18 protein-coding genes are annotated in these 15,225 nt (G+C 40.0%); 10 read left to right on the top strand and 8 right to left on the bottom strand.

Translation table 11 applies throughout. The annotated features are described in order from the left end of the window. The first annotated feature begins 2 nt into the window (after window positions 1–2). Together IGI96_RS00765 and IGI96_RS00760 are read left to right on the top strand one after the other, a co-directional pair. On the top strand, window positions 3–1,148 hold the full coding sequence (locus tag IGI96_RS00765) for an ABC transporter permease (RefSeq protein ID WP_016610844.1): 1,146 nt from the start codon (window positions 3–5) through the stop codon (window positions 1,146–1,148). After that, window positions 1,135–2,307 (top strand): ABC transporter permease, encoded by a 1,173-nt coding sequence (locus tag IGI96_RS00760; protein WP_438784781.1) that lies wholly within the window; start codon window positions 1,135–1,137, stop codon window positions 2,305–2,307. The genes IGI96_RS00765 and IGI96_RS00760 overlap by 14 nt, the downstream gene beginning before the upstream one ends. 53 nt (window positions 2,308–2,360) lie before the next feature. On the opposite strand, the gene IGI96_RS00755 is transcribed toward IGI96_RS00760, so the two are convergent. The 3 genes from IGI96_RS00755 to IGI96_RS00745 form a co-directional block, all read right to left on the bottom strand. After that, window positions 2,361–3,332, bottom strand: a complete 972-nt coding sequence (locus IGI96_RS00755; RefSeq protein ID WP_118215478.1) for a diacylglycerol/lipid kinase family protein — start codon at window positions 3,330–3,332, stop codon at window positions 2,361–2,363. A 473-nt stretch (window positions 3,333–3,805) separates the two neighbouring features. After that, complete coding sequence (locus IGI96_RS00750) at window positions 3,806–4,051, bottom strand: spermidine/putrescine ABC transporter permease (protein WP_270288080.1); 246 nt, start codon at window positions 4,049–4,051, stop codon at window positions 3,806–3,808. A gap of 16 nt (window positions 4,052–4,067) precedes the next feature. Next, window positions 4,068–4,589, bottom strand: coding sequence for a hypothetical protein (locus tag IGI96_RS00745; protein ID WP_087627673.1), 522 nt, complete (start codon window positions 4,587–4,589; stop codon window positions 4,068–4,070). Between the two features lie 389 nt (window positions 4,590–4,978). Here IGI96_RS00745 and bsh point away from each other — a divergent pair, with 389 nt between their 5' ends. Beyond that, window positions 4,979–5,953 carry a choloylglycine hydrolase gene (gene bsh, locus IGI96_RS00740; protein WP_270288078.1) on the top strand — a complete coding sequence of 325 codons (975 nt, stop codon included), beginning with the start codon at window positions 4,979–4,981 and terminating at the stop codon, window positions 5,951–5,953. 60 nt (window positions 5,954–6,013) lie between these two features. On the opposite strand, the gene IGI96_RS00735 is transcribed toward bsh, so the two are convergent. Beyond that, a complete protein-coding gene (locus tag IGI96_RS00735; protein ID WP_034858419.1) occupies window positions 6,014–6,541 on the bottom strand; it encodes an FUSC family protein in 528 nt (175 codons plus the stop codon). 390 nt (window positions 6,542–6,931) lie between these two features. Here IGI96_RS00735 and IGI96_RS00730 point away from each other — a divergent pair, with 390 nt between their 5' ends. Next, window positions 6,932–7,630, top strand: a complete 699-nt coding sequence (locus IGI96_RS00730) for a sunset domain-containing protein (RefSeq protein ID WP_270288077.1) — start codon at window positions 6,932–6,934, stop codon at window positions 7,628–7,630. A gap of 174 nt (window positions 7,631–7,804) precedes the next feature. Here the strand turns inward: IGI96_RS00730 and IGI96_RS00725 are convergent, their stop codons facing one another. After that, complete coding sequence (locus tag IGI96_RS00725) at window positions 7,805–8,263, bottom strand: hypothetical protein (RefSeq protein ID WP_270288076.1); 459 nt, start codon at window positions 8,261–8,263, stop codon at window positions 7,805–7,807. A 505-nt stretch (window positions 8,264–8,768) separates the two neighbouring features. On the opposite strand from IGI96_RS00725, the gene IGI96_RS00720 reads away from it, so the two are divergent. Further along, the gene (locus IGI96_RS00720; RefSeq protein ID WP_438784780.1) at window positions 8,769–9,278 is read left to right on the top strand and encodes a QueT transporter family protein; all 510 of its coding nucleotides are present in this window, start codon (window positions 8,769–8,771) and stop codon (window positions 9,276–9,278) included. An 85-nt stretch (window positions 9,279–9,363) separates the two neighbouring features. Here the strand turns inward: IGI96_RS00720 and cbpA are convergent, their stop codons facing one another. Then, a complete protein-coding gene (cbpA, locus tag IGI96_RS00715; RefSeq protein WP_005229762.1) occupies window positions 9,364–10,002 on the bottom strand; it encodes a cyclic di-AMP binding protein CbpA in 639 nt (212 codons plus the stop codon). A gap of 155 nt (window positions 10,003–10,157) precedes the next feature. On the opposite strand from cbpA, the gene rpmG reads away from it, so the two are divergent. The 4 genes from rpmG (at window position 10,158) to IGI96_RS00695 (ending at window position 12,773) form a co-directional block, all read left to right on the top strand. Continuing rightward, entirely contained in the window at window positions 10,158–10,310 is a 153-nt protein-coding gene (gene rpmG / locus IGI96_RS00710; protein ID WP_005229764.1) for a 50S ribosomal protein L33, read from the top strand. 12 nt (window positions 10,311–10,322) lie between these two features. Continuing rightward, window positions 10,323–10,493, top strand: a complete 171-nt coding sequence (gene secE / locus IGI96_RS00705; RefSeq protein ID WP_005229766.1) for a preprotein translocase subunit SecE — start codon at window positions 10,323–10,325, stop codon at window positions 10,491–10,493. A gap of 118 nt (window positions 10,494–10,611) precedes the next feature. After that, the gene (gene nusG / locus IGI96_RS00700; protein ID WP_005229769.1) at window positions 10,612–11,154 is read left to right on the top strand and encodes a transcription termination/antitermination protein NusG; all 543 of its coding nucleotides are present in this window, start codon (window positions 10,612–10,614) and stop codon (window positions 11,152–11,154) included. Between the two features lie 128 nt (window positions 11,155–11,282). Beyond that, complete coding sequence (locus IGI96_RS00695) at window positions 11,283–12,773, top strand: DUF1576 domain-containing protein (RefSeq protein ID WP_270288075.1); 1,491 nt, start codon at window positions 11,283–11,285, stop codon at window positions 12,771–12,773. 153 nt (window positions 12,774–12,926) lie between these two features. Here the strand turns inward: IGI96_RS00695 and sdaAA are convergent, their stop codons facing one another. After that, window positions 12,927–13,799, bottom strand: coding sequence for an L-serine ammonia-lyase, iron-sulfur-dependent, subunit alpha (gene sdaAA, locus IGI96_RS00690; RefSeq protein WP_074932907.1), 873 nt, complete (start codon window positions 13,797–13,799; stop codon window positions 12,927–12,929). Window positions 13,800–13,813: 14 nt separating this feature from the next. Beyond that, window positions 13,814–14,479: an L-serine ammonia-lyase, iron-sulfur-dependent subunit beta gene (gene sdaAB / locus IGI96_RS00685; protein ID WP_005229781.1), complete on the bottom strand. Its 666-nt coding sequence runs from the start codon at window positions 14,477–14,479 to the stop codon at window positions 13,814–13,816. A gap of 318 nt (window positions 14,480–14,797) precedes the next feature. Between sdaAB and rplK the strand changes: the two genes are divergently transcribed. Further along, entirely contained in the window at window positions 14,798–15,220 is a 423-nt protein-coding gene (rplK, locus tag IGI96_RS00680; RefSeq protein ID WP_005229787.1) for a 50S ribosomal protein L11, read from the top strand. The last annotated feature ends 5 nt before the right edge of the window (window positions 15,221–15,225 follow it).

Here is a 15,225-nt window from a genome sequence, read left to right as displayed (position 1 = left end):
CAATGTTTTGGCATTTTTATAAATACCGCACAAAAGTATTGCTGCGAAATAAATCCATGCTGTTTTGGACGTTGGCGTTTCCTATCCTCTTAGGTCTAATGTTTATGGCTGCCTTCGGGGAGATCGATCAAGCGGGCAATCTTGAAACGATCACAACGGGGATCGTAAAGACTGGAGATCAAACAGCGCTTTCGGAAAATTTTTCCACCGTCCTTGAACAAGTAAAAATCAATGAAAAACCATTATTTGAACTCGAGGAATTACAAGAGGCAGAGGCAGCTGAAAAGCTGACTGCTGGTGATTTAGCTGGGTATTATCTGATTGATGATGAAACCATTTCTCTGCATGTGGGCCAAGCGGGCATGAGCCAGTCGTTGATGAAAAACGTAATGGATCAATTTTTACAACGCACAGCGATCATTGCTAGTAAAGCGGCAGAACTTGAGAGCCTTGATCTGGCACCAATTCTATCGGCTTTTGAGCAGGAAGCGACTTTTCAAGAAGTGAATGCTGATCGTGACATGAGTTTCAAAAGTTTCTATTTCTTTACGTTGATCGGGATGGCGATCCTCTACGGGACGATGTGGGGTGTCCGCAATGTCCAGGATCAGCAAGCCAATCAATCCGCGAATGGTATTCGGCTTTCCTTGATACCAAGGAAACGGACATTGGTTTCAAGTGCGAATTTAGCGGCAAGTTTTACGATTGTGTTAGTCGAAATCTATCTTATTTTAGCCGTCTTTCGTTTTGTCTATCAAGTAGACTTTGGCGATCGTTGGCAGTGGTTACTGCTGGTTGCCGCATTAGGATCATTATGTGCGATTTTGCTAGGGACATTGATTGGAAATCTGACACCAAAAATGAATTTGGTACAAAAGGATGGTATTTTGGTCTCCGTGACGATGGCAATGAGCTTTTTTGCCGGGATGATGGGCTCGGAACAAATCAAGTATTGGCTTGATCTGCATGTGCCACTGTTGGGGCAAGTGAATCTCGTCAATTTGATCAGTGAAAGCCTGTATCAATTGTACTACTATACAGATTTGACTAGCTTTTATACCAATCTTCTATGGCTGACTGGTTTTATCGTCCTATTTGCCATCGGGAATGCTTGGGTCGAAAGAGGGGTGCGCTATGACGCTTTATAAAACGATTTGGACTTTGCTTAAAGCAAATAAGTCGAACTTACTGATTGGGGTATTGATCACTGTTGTTGTCACATTCTTTTATGCACAAAGCATCGATGTCGAAAACACCTCTTTGCAAGAGGCAAAAATTGCTTTGATCAGTGAGGAGGAGTCGCCTGTCGTGGATGGTCTCCGAGCCTATTTAAAAGAAAAGCAAACCTTGGTCACGTTGGATGGCACCTCGCAAAAACAAATTGATGATGCGCTTTATTTTAATCGTGTAAACATCGTCTTGCATGTGCCAGCAGATTTCACTCATCAAGTTGAGGCAGGCAAGATGCCGACGATCGAGATTCAAAGTCGACCCGATGCCTTTTCTAAAACAGTCGTCACTCAGCAAGTGAACACTTTTTTACAAACAGTCCTTTTGTTTCAGGAGGAAGGCAAAACCGTCGCAGCGGCAATAGAACAAGCGCAATCTGCACTGGCGGTCACAGGGGATGTGAAGCTGAGTGCAGAGTATGGGCAGCGAATGAAAAAACTGTTGACTGGCATGACCTTTAACTTATTGTCTTATGGGCTCTTTCTCTCGGTATTTAGCGGGTTTGGTGTGATCAACTTGGCATTCAATCGCAAAGAAATCAGCAAGCGAAACCAGAGTGCACCACTTCCGAAGCGTGTATTGCAGCGGAAAATCCTTCTAAGTTTGATCAGCTACTCGCTACTCTTGACCTTCGGCTTTCTACTACTGATGGTGCTATTAGTGATTCGCACGTCTTGGGATACAGCAGCCTGGTACCACATTTTGAATACGTTCTTGTTTTTATTGCCAGTTATCAGCTTTTCAGCTTGTGTCACTTCCCTGGTGAAAAACTCAGAAGCAATCGGTGGGATCAGCAATATCTTCATAACAGGAAGTTGTTTTGTCGGTGGTGTCTTTGTATCCGCGAATTTCCTGCCAGATATCGTCAATAAAATTGCAGCGTTTACGCCAACCTATTGGTTTGTACAAAACAATACATTGATCAGTGAAACCCTCACTTATAATCAAGCGTTCACAGAATCCTTTTGGTTCAATGGCTTCGTACTAGTCGCTTTTGTTGCCGTGTTTTCAATGCTCCAATTTATTTTGGGAAGAGAAGGAAGCCGTCGTTGGCAATACCACTCGGCGAAAAATTAATGATCGAACGTATAGAAAAACGATACAAATCAGCAGCGATTTGTATCGTTTTTTTATGGGCACCAGAATAATTGTGAAGCCGTGGTAAAGGTAATATCAAAGGGGCGTTGCCCCATTTCCTCGCCATCTTCTTGTCCATGTTGAGGAACGGTGGAGATGATTCTCAGCTTCGAAGTGGAAAGATGGTGAAAGTAACGTGAATTCATGTGTTTCTTTCGCATCAGTAAGCCGATCAGCCAAAAAATCTTAAAAAGCGACACACGTTCGACAAGAACGAAATCAAACTTTTTCTCTTTGACTGAAGCAGTTGGGGCAATCGCCACACCGCCGCCAAAGTAAGGATGATTGGTCGTGGTACATAAAAAAGCTTTTTTGTAACTGAACTGCTGCCCATTGCACTCAACTAAGATCGGGAAGCCTTTTTGGCGAAACAAAACCCGAATAATTGCAGCGATATAGGAAAAGGAGCCAAGATTAAACTTATTTAGATTGCTTTTTGCCACAGAGTGATTGGTGGTATAGACGATTGCCGCATCAAGACCAATCCCGACATTGTTAAGGGCAATGCCATTTTCTTCTTGGATCTGCTCCTCATAACGGATAATGGTCAATTCTTGAGGTTTAGTAGTACCAGCAATTTTCCAAAATGCTTTTTCTGGTTCCCGCGGCAACTCAATACTCCGAGCAAAATCATTTCCTGAACCAGCAGGGATATAGGCAACGGGGATTTGCTGTTGTTCAAGTTGTAACTCTGATACTACTTGGTGCAACGTTCCATCACCGCCGATAACCACCAATAATGGAAAAAGCATCTCGCCGTTTTCTAAATAGACCTCATCCCAAGGAATGAGGCGTTCTTTTAAGAGTTTTCGTGTGATCGTTCGTTCATCACCTGGAGACTTTGTTACATAGACTTGATGGGGGAAACGATGTTTTTTTACAATTTTTTGCACACGTTCCACCGCTTTTTTTCCTCGTCCACTGCCTGAGGCAGGGTTCACGAGGAAGTGATAATAATAGTTCATTTTATGAATAGCTCCATATCGTTTTTTCGTTCAATGCGATTAATTATAGCATGTTTCGACAGAAGGAGGGGGGGACGATGCCTGAAAAAAAGAGCAAAAAAATAGATTCGACGATTGTGCTTTCTAGGTTCTCAAAGGTTCTTATGTCCACTTTGATCCTCAGGTAACGATGCCCATCGCCGAATCCTATTCAATTAGTAAGGAGTAACTCAAATTCCCACATCCTTTGTCTTTTATTCTAAGTTGACAACAATTCTTTTCTTGCAGAACCTGCTTCGTCTGCTTTACTGGGAATCCTTGCTCCTTACACTTACAGTATAGCAGGTTTTCCTATTTTAGCAATCGCTTACAATATTTACTTTGTGCTTTTTAAAGAATTTTAAACTTTCTAAATGAAAGGTAAAGAAAAAAAGCAAAATCGATGGACAAACGATTTTGCTTTTAAAGTTTACGGCTCGAGGAGCCACGAAAGATTATTTTTTGGGATTTTTCACGAAAGTTAAAAGTAAAATTGGAATCACCAAAAATATAATCGCATTATTGATTATCAGCACATCTGAATTACTAAAATTTAATGGATTATTTTGCCAAGTTTGAATCATAAATCCCAGTAAATTATGAGTGTGAGCAATATAAAACAGACCAGAAGTGCCTATCACATTTAAAATAATCGCGATAATGCTTAAGATTCGTACCAGTTTGATTAGTACTTTTTTCATCGCATTTCTCCTTTAATTATGGCTGCATTTCTGGTAAATTACCGAAAGCTTCTGTTAGTTTTACAGAGTCCTCCAAAATATCCATATAGATATCGTGATAGGCCCAGCCGTCACCTAAATCAGCAGCTTCAATTGCTTCTGTAGTCGTTTGTAATTCTCTCATCAAATCAGTATAATTGCGCATGATAGAGGTGTAGGCTGTTAAGTCATACGTGTCAGGATTCGCAATATAACCCTCCACTTCTGCAATCATTTCAGCGTACGTATCGGATAATTTTTCAAGTTGTACTTCTAAATCGTCAGCAGACACTTGATTCGCTTCGCTGTCAGTTTCTTCTTCAGAACTTTCACTGATGTCGGCATCAGAATCATCAGTTTCGTCTGAATCATCTATCTCTTCATCATCTTCAGATGGCGCCGTCGTGGTTTCTGTTGTTTGTTGTGAGGATTCGACAGTATCACTTTCCGCGTCTTCACTCGAGCAGCCAGCCATAAATAAGGCCGTTACCAACACAAATCCAAATAGAGTCTTTTTCATTTGTTTATCCCCTTTGTTCAAAGAAAACTATAATTTCTTTTTATAATTTTCGATGAATTAGTATTTTTGTATTGTAAAAAAAGAACGGTTACCATTCTTTCCTAATACTCTATCTATTTTACATTTAAGCACTTCTTAAATAAAGAAATATTCCTATTTTTAATCATTATTTAACAATGTATGCGTTATAATGTTGTTAAATCTGAATAAATTTGCGCTTTCGTCGGTGGAAGGACTTTCAAGGTAGCTGATTTTTGTTGTTTTGTAGTATTAAAACAATCATAATATATCTAACTATTTTTTTATTAATATTTCTTCCGTTTTACTTGTTAAAAAAATGCGATAGGAGTAAATTAAAGGTGTAAAAACTTATTTTAGGAGGAATTAGGATGTGTACTGCGCTAACGTATGTAACGAAGGATCATTATTTTGGCAGAAATTTTGATTACGATGTTTCTTATAAAGAAGTGGTGACCATTACTCCGAGAAATTACCAATTGAAATTTCGCAAAGTAAGTGAAATAGATCACCATTATGCGATGATCGGGATTGCTGCTGGAGTCGCTGAATACCCACTCTATTATGATGCGGTCAACGAAAAAGGCTTAGGTATCGCTGGTTTGAATTTTCCAGAAAATGCTGTATACAATGAGTTTCAAGAGGGGAAAGAAAACGTCACGCCTTTTGAATTCATCCCATGGTTACTAGGACAATGCGCTACCGTGGAAGAGGCAAAAGCCCTGTTGGCGAAGGTTAATCTGGTAAAGATCAATTTTAGTGAAGAACTACCATTATCGCCATTGCATTGGATGATTGCTGATAAAAAAAGTGCCATCGTTGTTGAGAGTATGAGTGATGGTCTTCATATTCATGAAAATCCGGTCGGGGTCTTAACGAATAATCCGCCATTTGACTACCAGTTATTCAATTTGAATAACTACCGTGTGTTATCATCGAAAACACCAGAAACGCATTTTTCTGACAAGCTGGATTTTGATGAGTACAGTCGTGGAATGGGGGCCTTAGGTCTGCCAGGAGATCTTTCTTCGATGTCTCGTTTTGTCAAAGCGGCATTTACCCGATTGAATTCCGTTTCTGGAGAATCTGAATCCGAAAGCATTAGTCAGTTTTTCCATATTCTAGGTTCTGTCGAACAGCAAAAAGGACTATGTGATACTGGAAATGAAAACTATGAATACACGATTTATACTTCTTGCTGCAATACAGACAAAGGGATCTATTACTATCGTACGTATGAAAATAGTCAAATCGTTGCAGTTGATATGAATAAAGAAGATTTGGAAGGCAATGTACCGATTTCTTATCCATTAGTTGAAGACCAACAAGTATTTTTCAGTAACTGATCCATTTTTAAAACCCCATCTCAATGCCGTTTTGAGATGGGGTTCTTTTTCTGCTTTGTTTCAAACCGAATCGCTCTGACTCGGTGTTGTCTTCGTTTGTGCAGTGCGTTTATTGGGAAATGGGAAAAAGCGATTCACCAGTATGGCGATCGTCATGCCTATAAAGCTGTCAATAATCCGATTAAAGGCATACAAGTATGATTCAGTTTGAGGAATCATGAATAAAATCGTCAATAGTGTGGCACAAGCACCAACTGTTCCCTCGGAGTAATCAAATTTGACCAATAAAGCGATCATCAACATGATCACTAAAGGGATCGCAATGATTTGTATAACGGACGAATGTCCGAAAAAGTTAAATATCGCAATACAAAACACGGAAGCGATTGCGCCAAAGCTGTTGCCGGCAATCCGATGTTTCCCGTATTTGACAGTGTTTTCATGGTCTTCTCGTAATGTGAAAACAGCTGTGATCGTCGATACAACATACGTTTCACGATTCAAAAGAAAACTAATCAAAATACATAGAAATACACTAATGCCAGTTTTTACATTTCTTAAGCCAAAGGTCAATCCAAATAATTTCAATCATGCCATCCTCTCAAAACAATTTCAACGAAATAGATTATACCATATCGCAAGCACTCATATTTTAGATTTTCAGAAAAATGAACAACGATTCTTTCATCGTGCGTTGAGAGGTACATTCTACCAGTAGTCGAAAAGCTAGTTTTATCCTATGCACTTATCAACTTTGAGTATTGAAAGGAATACAATAAGTAAACCTAACTTAAAATGAATTGATTTTCGCATTCCTCGTTTAAAGCTCCTTTCCATTTCCATGAGTGATCCTTCTTTTGATTTTTCAGTCCTGTTATCATTTATATAAGTTGTTTTGATAAAAAACTACTTATTGTTTATAAAAAGTTTGTTTTTTAGATATTATATTGAGATAATCAAAAATAAGGAGGGGATAAAATGAAAAAAGTTTCTGTATTACTTGTTTTCTTACTTGGTTTTGTTGTTTTTCCAGTGACAGTTTTCGCTGCTTCTTCACCGAGCGTGAGCTATCAAACGAATGTCCAGTCTCAAGGGTGGCAATCATGGAAAACAAACGCTCAGACGTCAGGGACTACAGGAAAAGGGAAGCGACTTGAAGCAATCAAAATAAAAATTACAAACGAAAAATATAAAGGAAGTATTGAATATAAAACATCCATTCAGAAACAAGGATGGGAAAAATCTTTTAGAAAAAATGGTGCGCTATCTGGTACAAGCGGTAAGGGGCAACGTTTGGAAGCGATCCAAATCAAACTTACCGGTGAGATCGCTAAGTATTATGATGTCTATTATCGAGTCAATGCACAACAATTTGGCTGGATGGGCTGGGCAAAAAACGGGCAGTCCTCAGGAACTTCTGGCTTTGGCTTTCAATTGGAAGCAATTCAGATCAAGCTGGTAAAAAAAGGTGGGAAGGCACCTGGAACGACGAATAATGGCTTTCGAGATGGACGAAAAAAATATGTAGATAAACGGGGCAAAGGGTTGATCAAAGGGTCAAAACAAAAGATTTATCACCTACCGGGCAGTCAATACTATAAGAAAACGACCAGTCCGATTCGTATGTTCAAGACAGAGGTGGAAGCTTACAAAGCGGGCTTTCGACCTGCTAAATAGAGAAGGACTCAGTCAATGTGTACACAATCGGGCACTTGAAACTGGTTCGATCACTATAAAAAATTCCTTCCCCTCAGCGGGAAAGGAGTTTTTTATTCCATAGTATTTTTTGCTAGATATGAGGATTCACAAAGTAAGTTTACTGGCTGCCCGCTTTATAGGCTGATCCTTTTTTTAGCGAGGTTTCAGCACAAAGCTACCATCTTCATCGTTCATTCCTTCAATAAATGTAAAAATAATATTTTTACCATCTCTTTCAAGGAAGAAGTAGGACATCTCAGTTTCATATTCTGGATCTTGCATCACTAGCTGATTGTCTTCAAGGGTATAGTTGTAGGTATACTCGAATTCTTCCCAGACTACCCCATCAAAAGCTACTCCAAGCTCTTCCAGTTCATCATCATCTTCTGATTGTAGCGAGCTATTATCGGTACCAATAGTAAGATTCGTTTCACTAAATGTGGCTGTCATCACTGCATACTCACCATCACCATCATCATCATCTATCTCAATAAGCCAGTCATTTTTTTGTAAGTCTTCTTTTGTGATATTTTCATTACCATTACCATTTCCACAACCAACAGCTATGACCATCAGAAGGAGAGTTATTAAGTTTATCGCTATTTTTTTCATTATTAGACCTTTTCTTCCTTTTATTTTTGTTTATATGAGTATATTGTAACATATTTATTGCGTGCCTCGTTAAAGTAAAAAAATATGATTATCCATCACGTGATTTGCGACATCGATTACAAGTGCTTCTCTCCCTTCTTTTTTTAGTTTTGCTATCTGAAAGATCAGCATGACTAGCGGTACTTTTTTATTAGTAAGCGTAGGCTTTGCAAGAGTATTTCTCATTGAGTTTGCTTTCCAAAAGTATGCTTTTATTGGAAGCCAAAAAGAAAAGCTACCCCATGAGCCGTGACTAGCTTGTTTAAGTAGAATAAAGAAGCACTGAATGAATGGCAATCGGTGAGAAACTTGACTTAGAAAAAGCTTTTAAGGTGATTTAGAAAAGGATTTGGCTGGTTTAACATTGATATATGGCTATTAATGTGTATAATAAGTACTTGTGCGAAGCGCACCGCGGTTCATCAACCATCCCGCGTAATCAAAACTCGGAGAAAGTAGGGATCAAATGGAAAAATCAACAAATCTAACCAATCAACGTTTGCGTGTCGTCGCAGCCAATGGGATCATTATGGCACTTTATGTTGCTGTAACGGTTCTGGTCGCACCAGTCGCCTCAGGAGCGATTCAATTCAGAATATCTGAAGGGTTGAATCACTTAGTCGTTTTCAACAGAAAATTGATGTGGGGTGTCGTCGGTGGGGTCGTTGTGTATAACTTGTTCTTTGGAATGGGGATCTTGGATGTCGTATTCGGCGGTTTCGGAAGCTTTTTAGCCTTAGGAGCAACTGCCTTGGTACATAAGAAGATTCCAAATGTTTTCTTAAGACTCGCATTTAATACAATTGTTTTTTCATTAAGCATGTTCCTGATTGCGATTATGCTAAACATCACCTTAGCATTACCTTTCTGGCCAACCTTTGCAACAACGGCATTGAGTGAATTTATCGTGATGACGATCACTGCACCTGTGATGTATATCATCAATTGTGCCGTTCGTTTCGATAAGCGCGTTTAAAAAAAAATCTTGTTTTTTGCTTTGATGGTTCTCAAAAAACAAGAAAAAAGATCATTCCTTTCTTTTTTAGGAATGATCTTTTATTTTATTCTGCTTTTAGGTCTTCGATCTCCACAACTTTGAAATTTTTCGCTTCCAGTTGAGAAACGATCTTGTCGCATAATTCTTTTGATGTGTTCGCTGGTAAAGTGATCATCGTACGACGGATAAATTCATCTTTACCGATATCCAGTGTGATACAGCTGGCAATACTGCTGTATTTTGCGATTATTTTTGCGATGACTGCTAAGTCGCCTTGTTGACCAGTTGATGCGATCGTCAACACATAGCTTCCTTGCTCAACACTCCATGACTGTGACAACATGTTCAACAAAGAACTGTGTGTCAAGATGCCATAAAATTGATTGTTTTCATCTAATACAGCAATATAAGGCAATTCTTTGATCGTGAAGAAAACGTTAAAGAAAGAAGAATTGACATAAATAAATTTGGTCGCATTTTTTAGTAGATAAGTGACTGGCAAAGTCATGTCGCCGCCGTTTGCTTTGTGGCGATAAATGTGCATTTTATAAATATTTCCTCTGAAAATCTTGCCTGATTCATCTAGGATAGGCACACAACGATAACCAGATTCTTCCAAAATTGCCAGCGCTTCTTCTAAAGTAGCTGTTTCTTTTACCGTTGTTAAATCGCGTTTTTTGTAAACCATTGTTTTTAATAACATAATTTTCCCTCCCAAATACCCATTTAACACCATTATCATACCACAAAATTAGAAGAAACTATATTTTTACGACAGAAAATCAAAAATTGACACATTCTTAAATAAATGGTATTTTTAGTGTTGGAAAACTTTATAAAAAGGGGGAGGACACTAAGATGGCAACAAAAAAAGCTGCTTTGGCTTGTTCTGTCTGCGGATCCCGCAACTATTCAAAATCAGTCAGTGAAGGTAAAAAAGGCGAACGCCTTGAAATCAACAAATTTTGCAAGTATTGTAATCAATATACGTTGCATCGTGAAACGAAGTAAGGAGGGAATCAAATGAAATTTTTGAAAAATGTTGTTGAAGAAATGAAAAACGTTTCTTGGCCATCAAAAAAGCAATTACGTAAAGATACCTTTGTGGTGATTCAAACAACCATTATTTTTGCATTGATGTTCTTTGTGATGGACACACTGATTCAAACAGTCTTCAATTGGATCCTAAAGTAAGACTTCTTACTGATAGCGCTAGTCATTTATCGCAAATCATGCTATAATCGCTTTGAGGAAAAACTTCGGTGCAGCTGAGGTTTTTTTATTTTACAAAAAGATGGGGAGTCCGAAAAAAATGGAATCTTTTGAAAAAAATTGGTATGTACTGCATACGTATTCTGGCTATGAAAACAAAGTAAAAGCGAACCTAGAGTCACGTGCACAAAGCATGGGTATGGGTGATTATATTTTCCGTGTCGTCGTTCCCGAAGAAGTAGAAACAGAAGAAAAAAACGGCAAAACCAAAGAAATCGTTCATAAAACATTTCCTGGCTATGTATTAGTTGAAATGGTCATGACGGATGAATCTTGGTACGTTGTACGTAATACTCCTGGGGTAACAGGTTTCGTTGGTTCTCATGGTGCAGGAAGCAAGCCAGCGCCTTTATTACAAGAAGAAATCAATTCAATTTTACGTTCGATCGGTATGAGCACTCGGACAGTTGAACTGGAAGTAGAAATTGGCGAAACCGTCAAAATCATCGAAGGTGCGTTTTCTGGTCTAGAAGGACAAGTAGCAGAAATCGATGAAGAAAAACAAAAACTAAAAGTGAACATCGATATGTTCGGTCGTGAAACGAGTACAGAACTTGATTTTGAGCAAGTAGATAAGATTTAACTACTGGATTCACTAGCAAGAATGACTCTTTTACGGTAAAATAACAGTAATGAGAATAAAGTGGACCAATTCGTTGGCCCACTTTTTTTCTCAAAATCAGTAAGCGCTTTATAAGAGGAAGGGGTCCTATGTCAAAACTAGTCACTTTTTTTAGAGTAAAGTTTCACAATGATTTTCATCCCCATGGTAAAGGGATGATCTCTGTACATAATGGATATAGCTTGTTATTTCTTTTCAATTTGCTGCTATTTTTCTTTGCTATGTTGTTTTTTGATCCAATGGTGGCAGTCGAAGAGCTCAAGTTGATTTTGTTTTCGGAAAGTCATTTAGTCACCGATTATATTGCCATGACCTCGGTAGGGACGGCTTTGTTAAATAGCAGTCTGATGACCTTTGTAGCGATCTCGATTTGCTATCACTATCGGGTACCGATCACGGGCGGTGCAGTCTCTGCGATCTTCATGGTGACTGGCTATGGTTTTTTTGGAAAAAATCTCCTGAATTTTATCCCAATATTTTTAGGCGTTCGACTGTATTCGTATTTTATGAACGAACCATTGAAAAAATTTCTGTTGATCGCCCTCTATGGGTCATCGGTTTCCCCAATCGTCAGCTATTTTGCTTTCAATGATTCCTTACCACCATACTTTAGTCTAGTGATGGGGTATGGCATTGGGGTCTTCACCGGTTTTTTGATGGTTCCTATGGCCTTATACTTTCAAGCGCTGTTTCAAAGCGTCAGTCTATACAGTGCGGGATTTACTTCAGGGATGCTATGTACCCTGGTCGCTGCCATCTGCCGAATGTTTGGCTTGACGATCGAGCTAAGAACATTAGTATCTCAAGAGCAGCAACCTCGATTGATTTTTATGATGCTGGTTTTAGGAGGGGTATTCGTCGGCTATGGCTTGTTGATGGCGATCAAGAAAAAACGATTGAATATGCGAGCGATTTGGTCGCATAGTGGCAAAATCGAGCGAGATATTTTAAGGGATACTGGCGTTTATAATACGATGATCAATATGGGGTTAATGACATTCTTGTTAGTGGCTTACGTTGTCAGTATTGGTGCGGTTTTAAATGGACCAGTTATCGGTGCGATCTTTTGCGTCATCGGCTTTTCTGCTTGTGGCTCTCATGTGTTTAACTCGCTGCCTTTATTGGCAGGGGTGACGATCGCCAATCTATTGAGCGTATACACCATCAACGAGACAGTTACAGTCACGTCAGCGATTTTTGCGATGATGCTCTGTGCAGTAACGAATGCCTATGGCTGGAAAGGCGGCTTGGTGGTCGGTTTTGTCCACGCCTCAATGGTACTGAATATTGATTTCTTACATGGAGGTTTGAATCTGTATAACAATGGTTTTTCTGGCGGGCTCGTCGCCATGATGATCATTCCCTTATTGGATCTCAGCAAACAGCTCTGGCAAAAATCAGCCGATCAGGCACAAGCTACCCAGGAAGAAAAACCACAAATGGACTTGAAAGCACAAGAAAGCGAGCAGCCATTGGTCCCAATGGATCAAACAGAAGGGAAACCTAAATTTTCCGAGCCTGTGAAGGTATTAAAACCCGTTGCCCAAAAGAAACACTATGGAGTAGGCGAGTGGGAGTAGAAAAACCGCCAATGTCGTTTGTTACTTGTTTAACAAGTGTGGATTACTTGTCTTTTCGTCGCTGGAAATCATGGGAAAATGAAAACCAACCAAGAACAAGCAACGATTGGTTGTTCTTGGTTGGTTTTTATTCGTGTTCGTTTCTAAAAAAAATCAACGATTGGCTTCTAAGATTTCTGCCTGCAAGCGTTGGGCAGTCGGTGTCATGGCTAGACCGCCTTCAGCCGTTTCCTTGAAAATGCTAGGCATTTGGCGACCGACTTGATACATCGCTAAGACCACTTCATCAGGTGGGATAACACTTTCGATTCCTGCCAGTGCCATGTCGGCAGAGATAAAGGCTTGGGAAGATCCCAGGGCATTGCGCTTCACGCATGGGACTTCGACTAAGCCCGCGACAGGGTCACAAATCAAGCCCATCATATTTTTGAGGGTGATCGCCACCGCTTGAGCCGCTTGGTGAGGGGTGCCACCTTTTGCACAAACCAAAGCTGCCGCTGCCATTGCGCTAGCAGAACCGATCTCCGCTTGACAACCGCCTTCGGCTCCAGAAATCGAGGCATTGTTGGCAATCACTAGACCAAAGGCGCCGGCTGTAAATAAAAAGTCGACTTGTTGCGCTCGAGTCAGTGCCAAACGTTCACGTACGGCCATCAAGACACCAGAAACAACACCCGCACTACCGGCGGTCGGTGTTGCACAGATCAAGCCCATTTTCGCATTGACTTCGTTGACTGCAATGGCATTTTGGACCGCGTGTAGAATGGTTTCTCCGCTTAAAAAATCACCGGCAGCAAGGTAGTCGTTCATGCGTGTCGCATCGCCGCCGGTCAATCCCGTCACCGATTTTACACCAGCGACACCTTCAGCGACTGATTGTTCCATAACAACTAAATTCTTTTCCATGATTGCAAGGATCTGTTCGCGACTACGGCCAGTATTTTCAGCTTCGATCGCAATCATCATCTCTGCAACGGAAGGATAATTTTTACTCTCTGTTACTAATTCTTCTATTGTATAGAACATGTGCCTTTTCTCCTTTAATCAAAATACGCAGCGCTGTAAACGTGTGGCAAAACTTTGATTTGTTGCGCCAGCTGATCATTGCGCTGATCGACTTCGATGATCATGATTGCTTTATCACCGACAGCTTCTCTTGTTACGGTCATCGTACCGATATTGATTTGAGCCTCTGATAGTAAATTGGTTACTTTTGCAATCATTCCTGGAACATCTTGATGAACGATCACATAAGTTGGCGTACCCAGCGTCAGAGAAATTTTGAAGCCGTTAAGCTCTGAGATTTGAATATTACCACCACCGATCGAGATACCAGTGACAGAAAGTTTGTGGCTACCTTTTGTCAAAATCATCTTGACCATATTTGGATGTTCCGCTTTTTCTTTTTTAGGAACGAATAGGACTTCGATCCCTTTCTCATAAGCGATTTTTAAAGAGTCTGCTAGGCGAGCATCATCTGGCTCCATGCCTAAAAGACCGCCAACTAACGCAATATCGGTTCCATGACCGCGATAGGTTTTGGCAAACGATTCATACAAAAGGATATCAACACTGTCTGGCTGTTCACCAAAAATACTGCGAACGATTTTTCCGATCCGAGCCGCACCGGCTGTATGAGAACTGCTGGGACCCACCATGATGGGACCGATTATATCAAATACACTGCGGTATTTTAATTGTTCCATTTTTTTCACCTCGATAGTAGTAAACGAATAGGGAAGAATTCCAGTAGTAGTGTAGCATAAAAAAATGAGAGAATGAAAAAAGCAGACCAAAAGCAAGGGATTTTTATTTATTTTTTTATCAAAGGAATGACGAAAAGCGATGGTGAGTATTTTTTCAAAAAAATCAGCTGAAAAACCTTGAATTATTCCTTAAAGATGCTATAATATTCCAGTGTGCTTTCGTCACACGTTTTTTGTGTGTGCACATGAATCACCAAAGTGGGAGGAGAAATTTGGATCTCCAATTAACCACATCACGGACTCAAGGAGGTATGTCTCGTGGCAAAAAAAGTAGAAAAAATCGTTAAATTGCAAATTCCTGCAGGTAAAGCAACACCAGCTCCACCGGTAGGTCCTGCGCTAGGTCAAGCGGGTATCAACATCATGGGATTCACTAAAGAATTCAATGCTCGTACAGCTGATCAAGCAGGTTTGATCATTCCAGTAGTGATCTCTGTATACGAAGACCGCTCATTTACTTTCGTTACAAAAACACCACCAGCAGCAGTATTGTTGAAAAAAGCAGCAAACGTTGAAAAAGGTTCAGGCGAACCAAACAAAACAAAAGTTGCAAAAGTTTCACGCGATCAAGTAAAAGAAATCGCTGAATTGAAAATGGAAGACCTAAACGCAGCTGACGTTGAAGCAGCAATGCGCATGGTTGAAGGAACTGCACGAAGCATGGGGATCACTGTAGAATAATTACA

Source organism: Enterococcus sp. DIV0421, assembly GCF_051713745.1.
GTDB classification, from domain to species: Bacteria; Bacillota; Bacilli; order Lactobacillales; family Enterococcaceae; genus Enterococcus_D; species Enterococcus_D casseliflavus.
The sequence above is the reverse complement of the archived record's forward strand: the minus strand, read 5'-3'. Positions and strand labels throughout refer to the sequence as shown.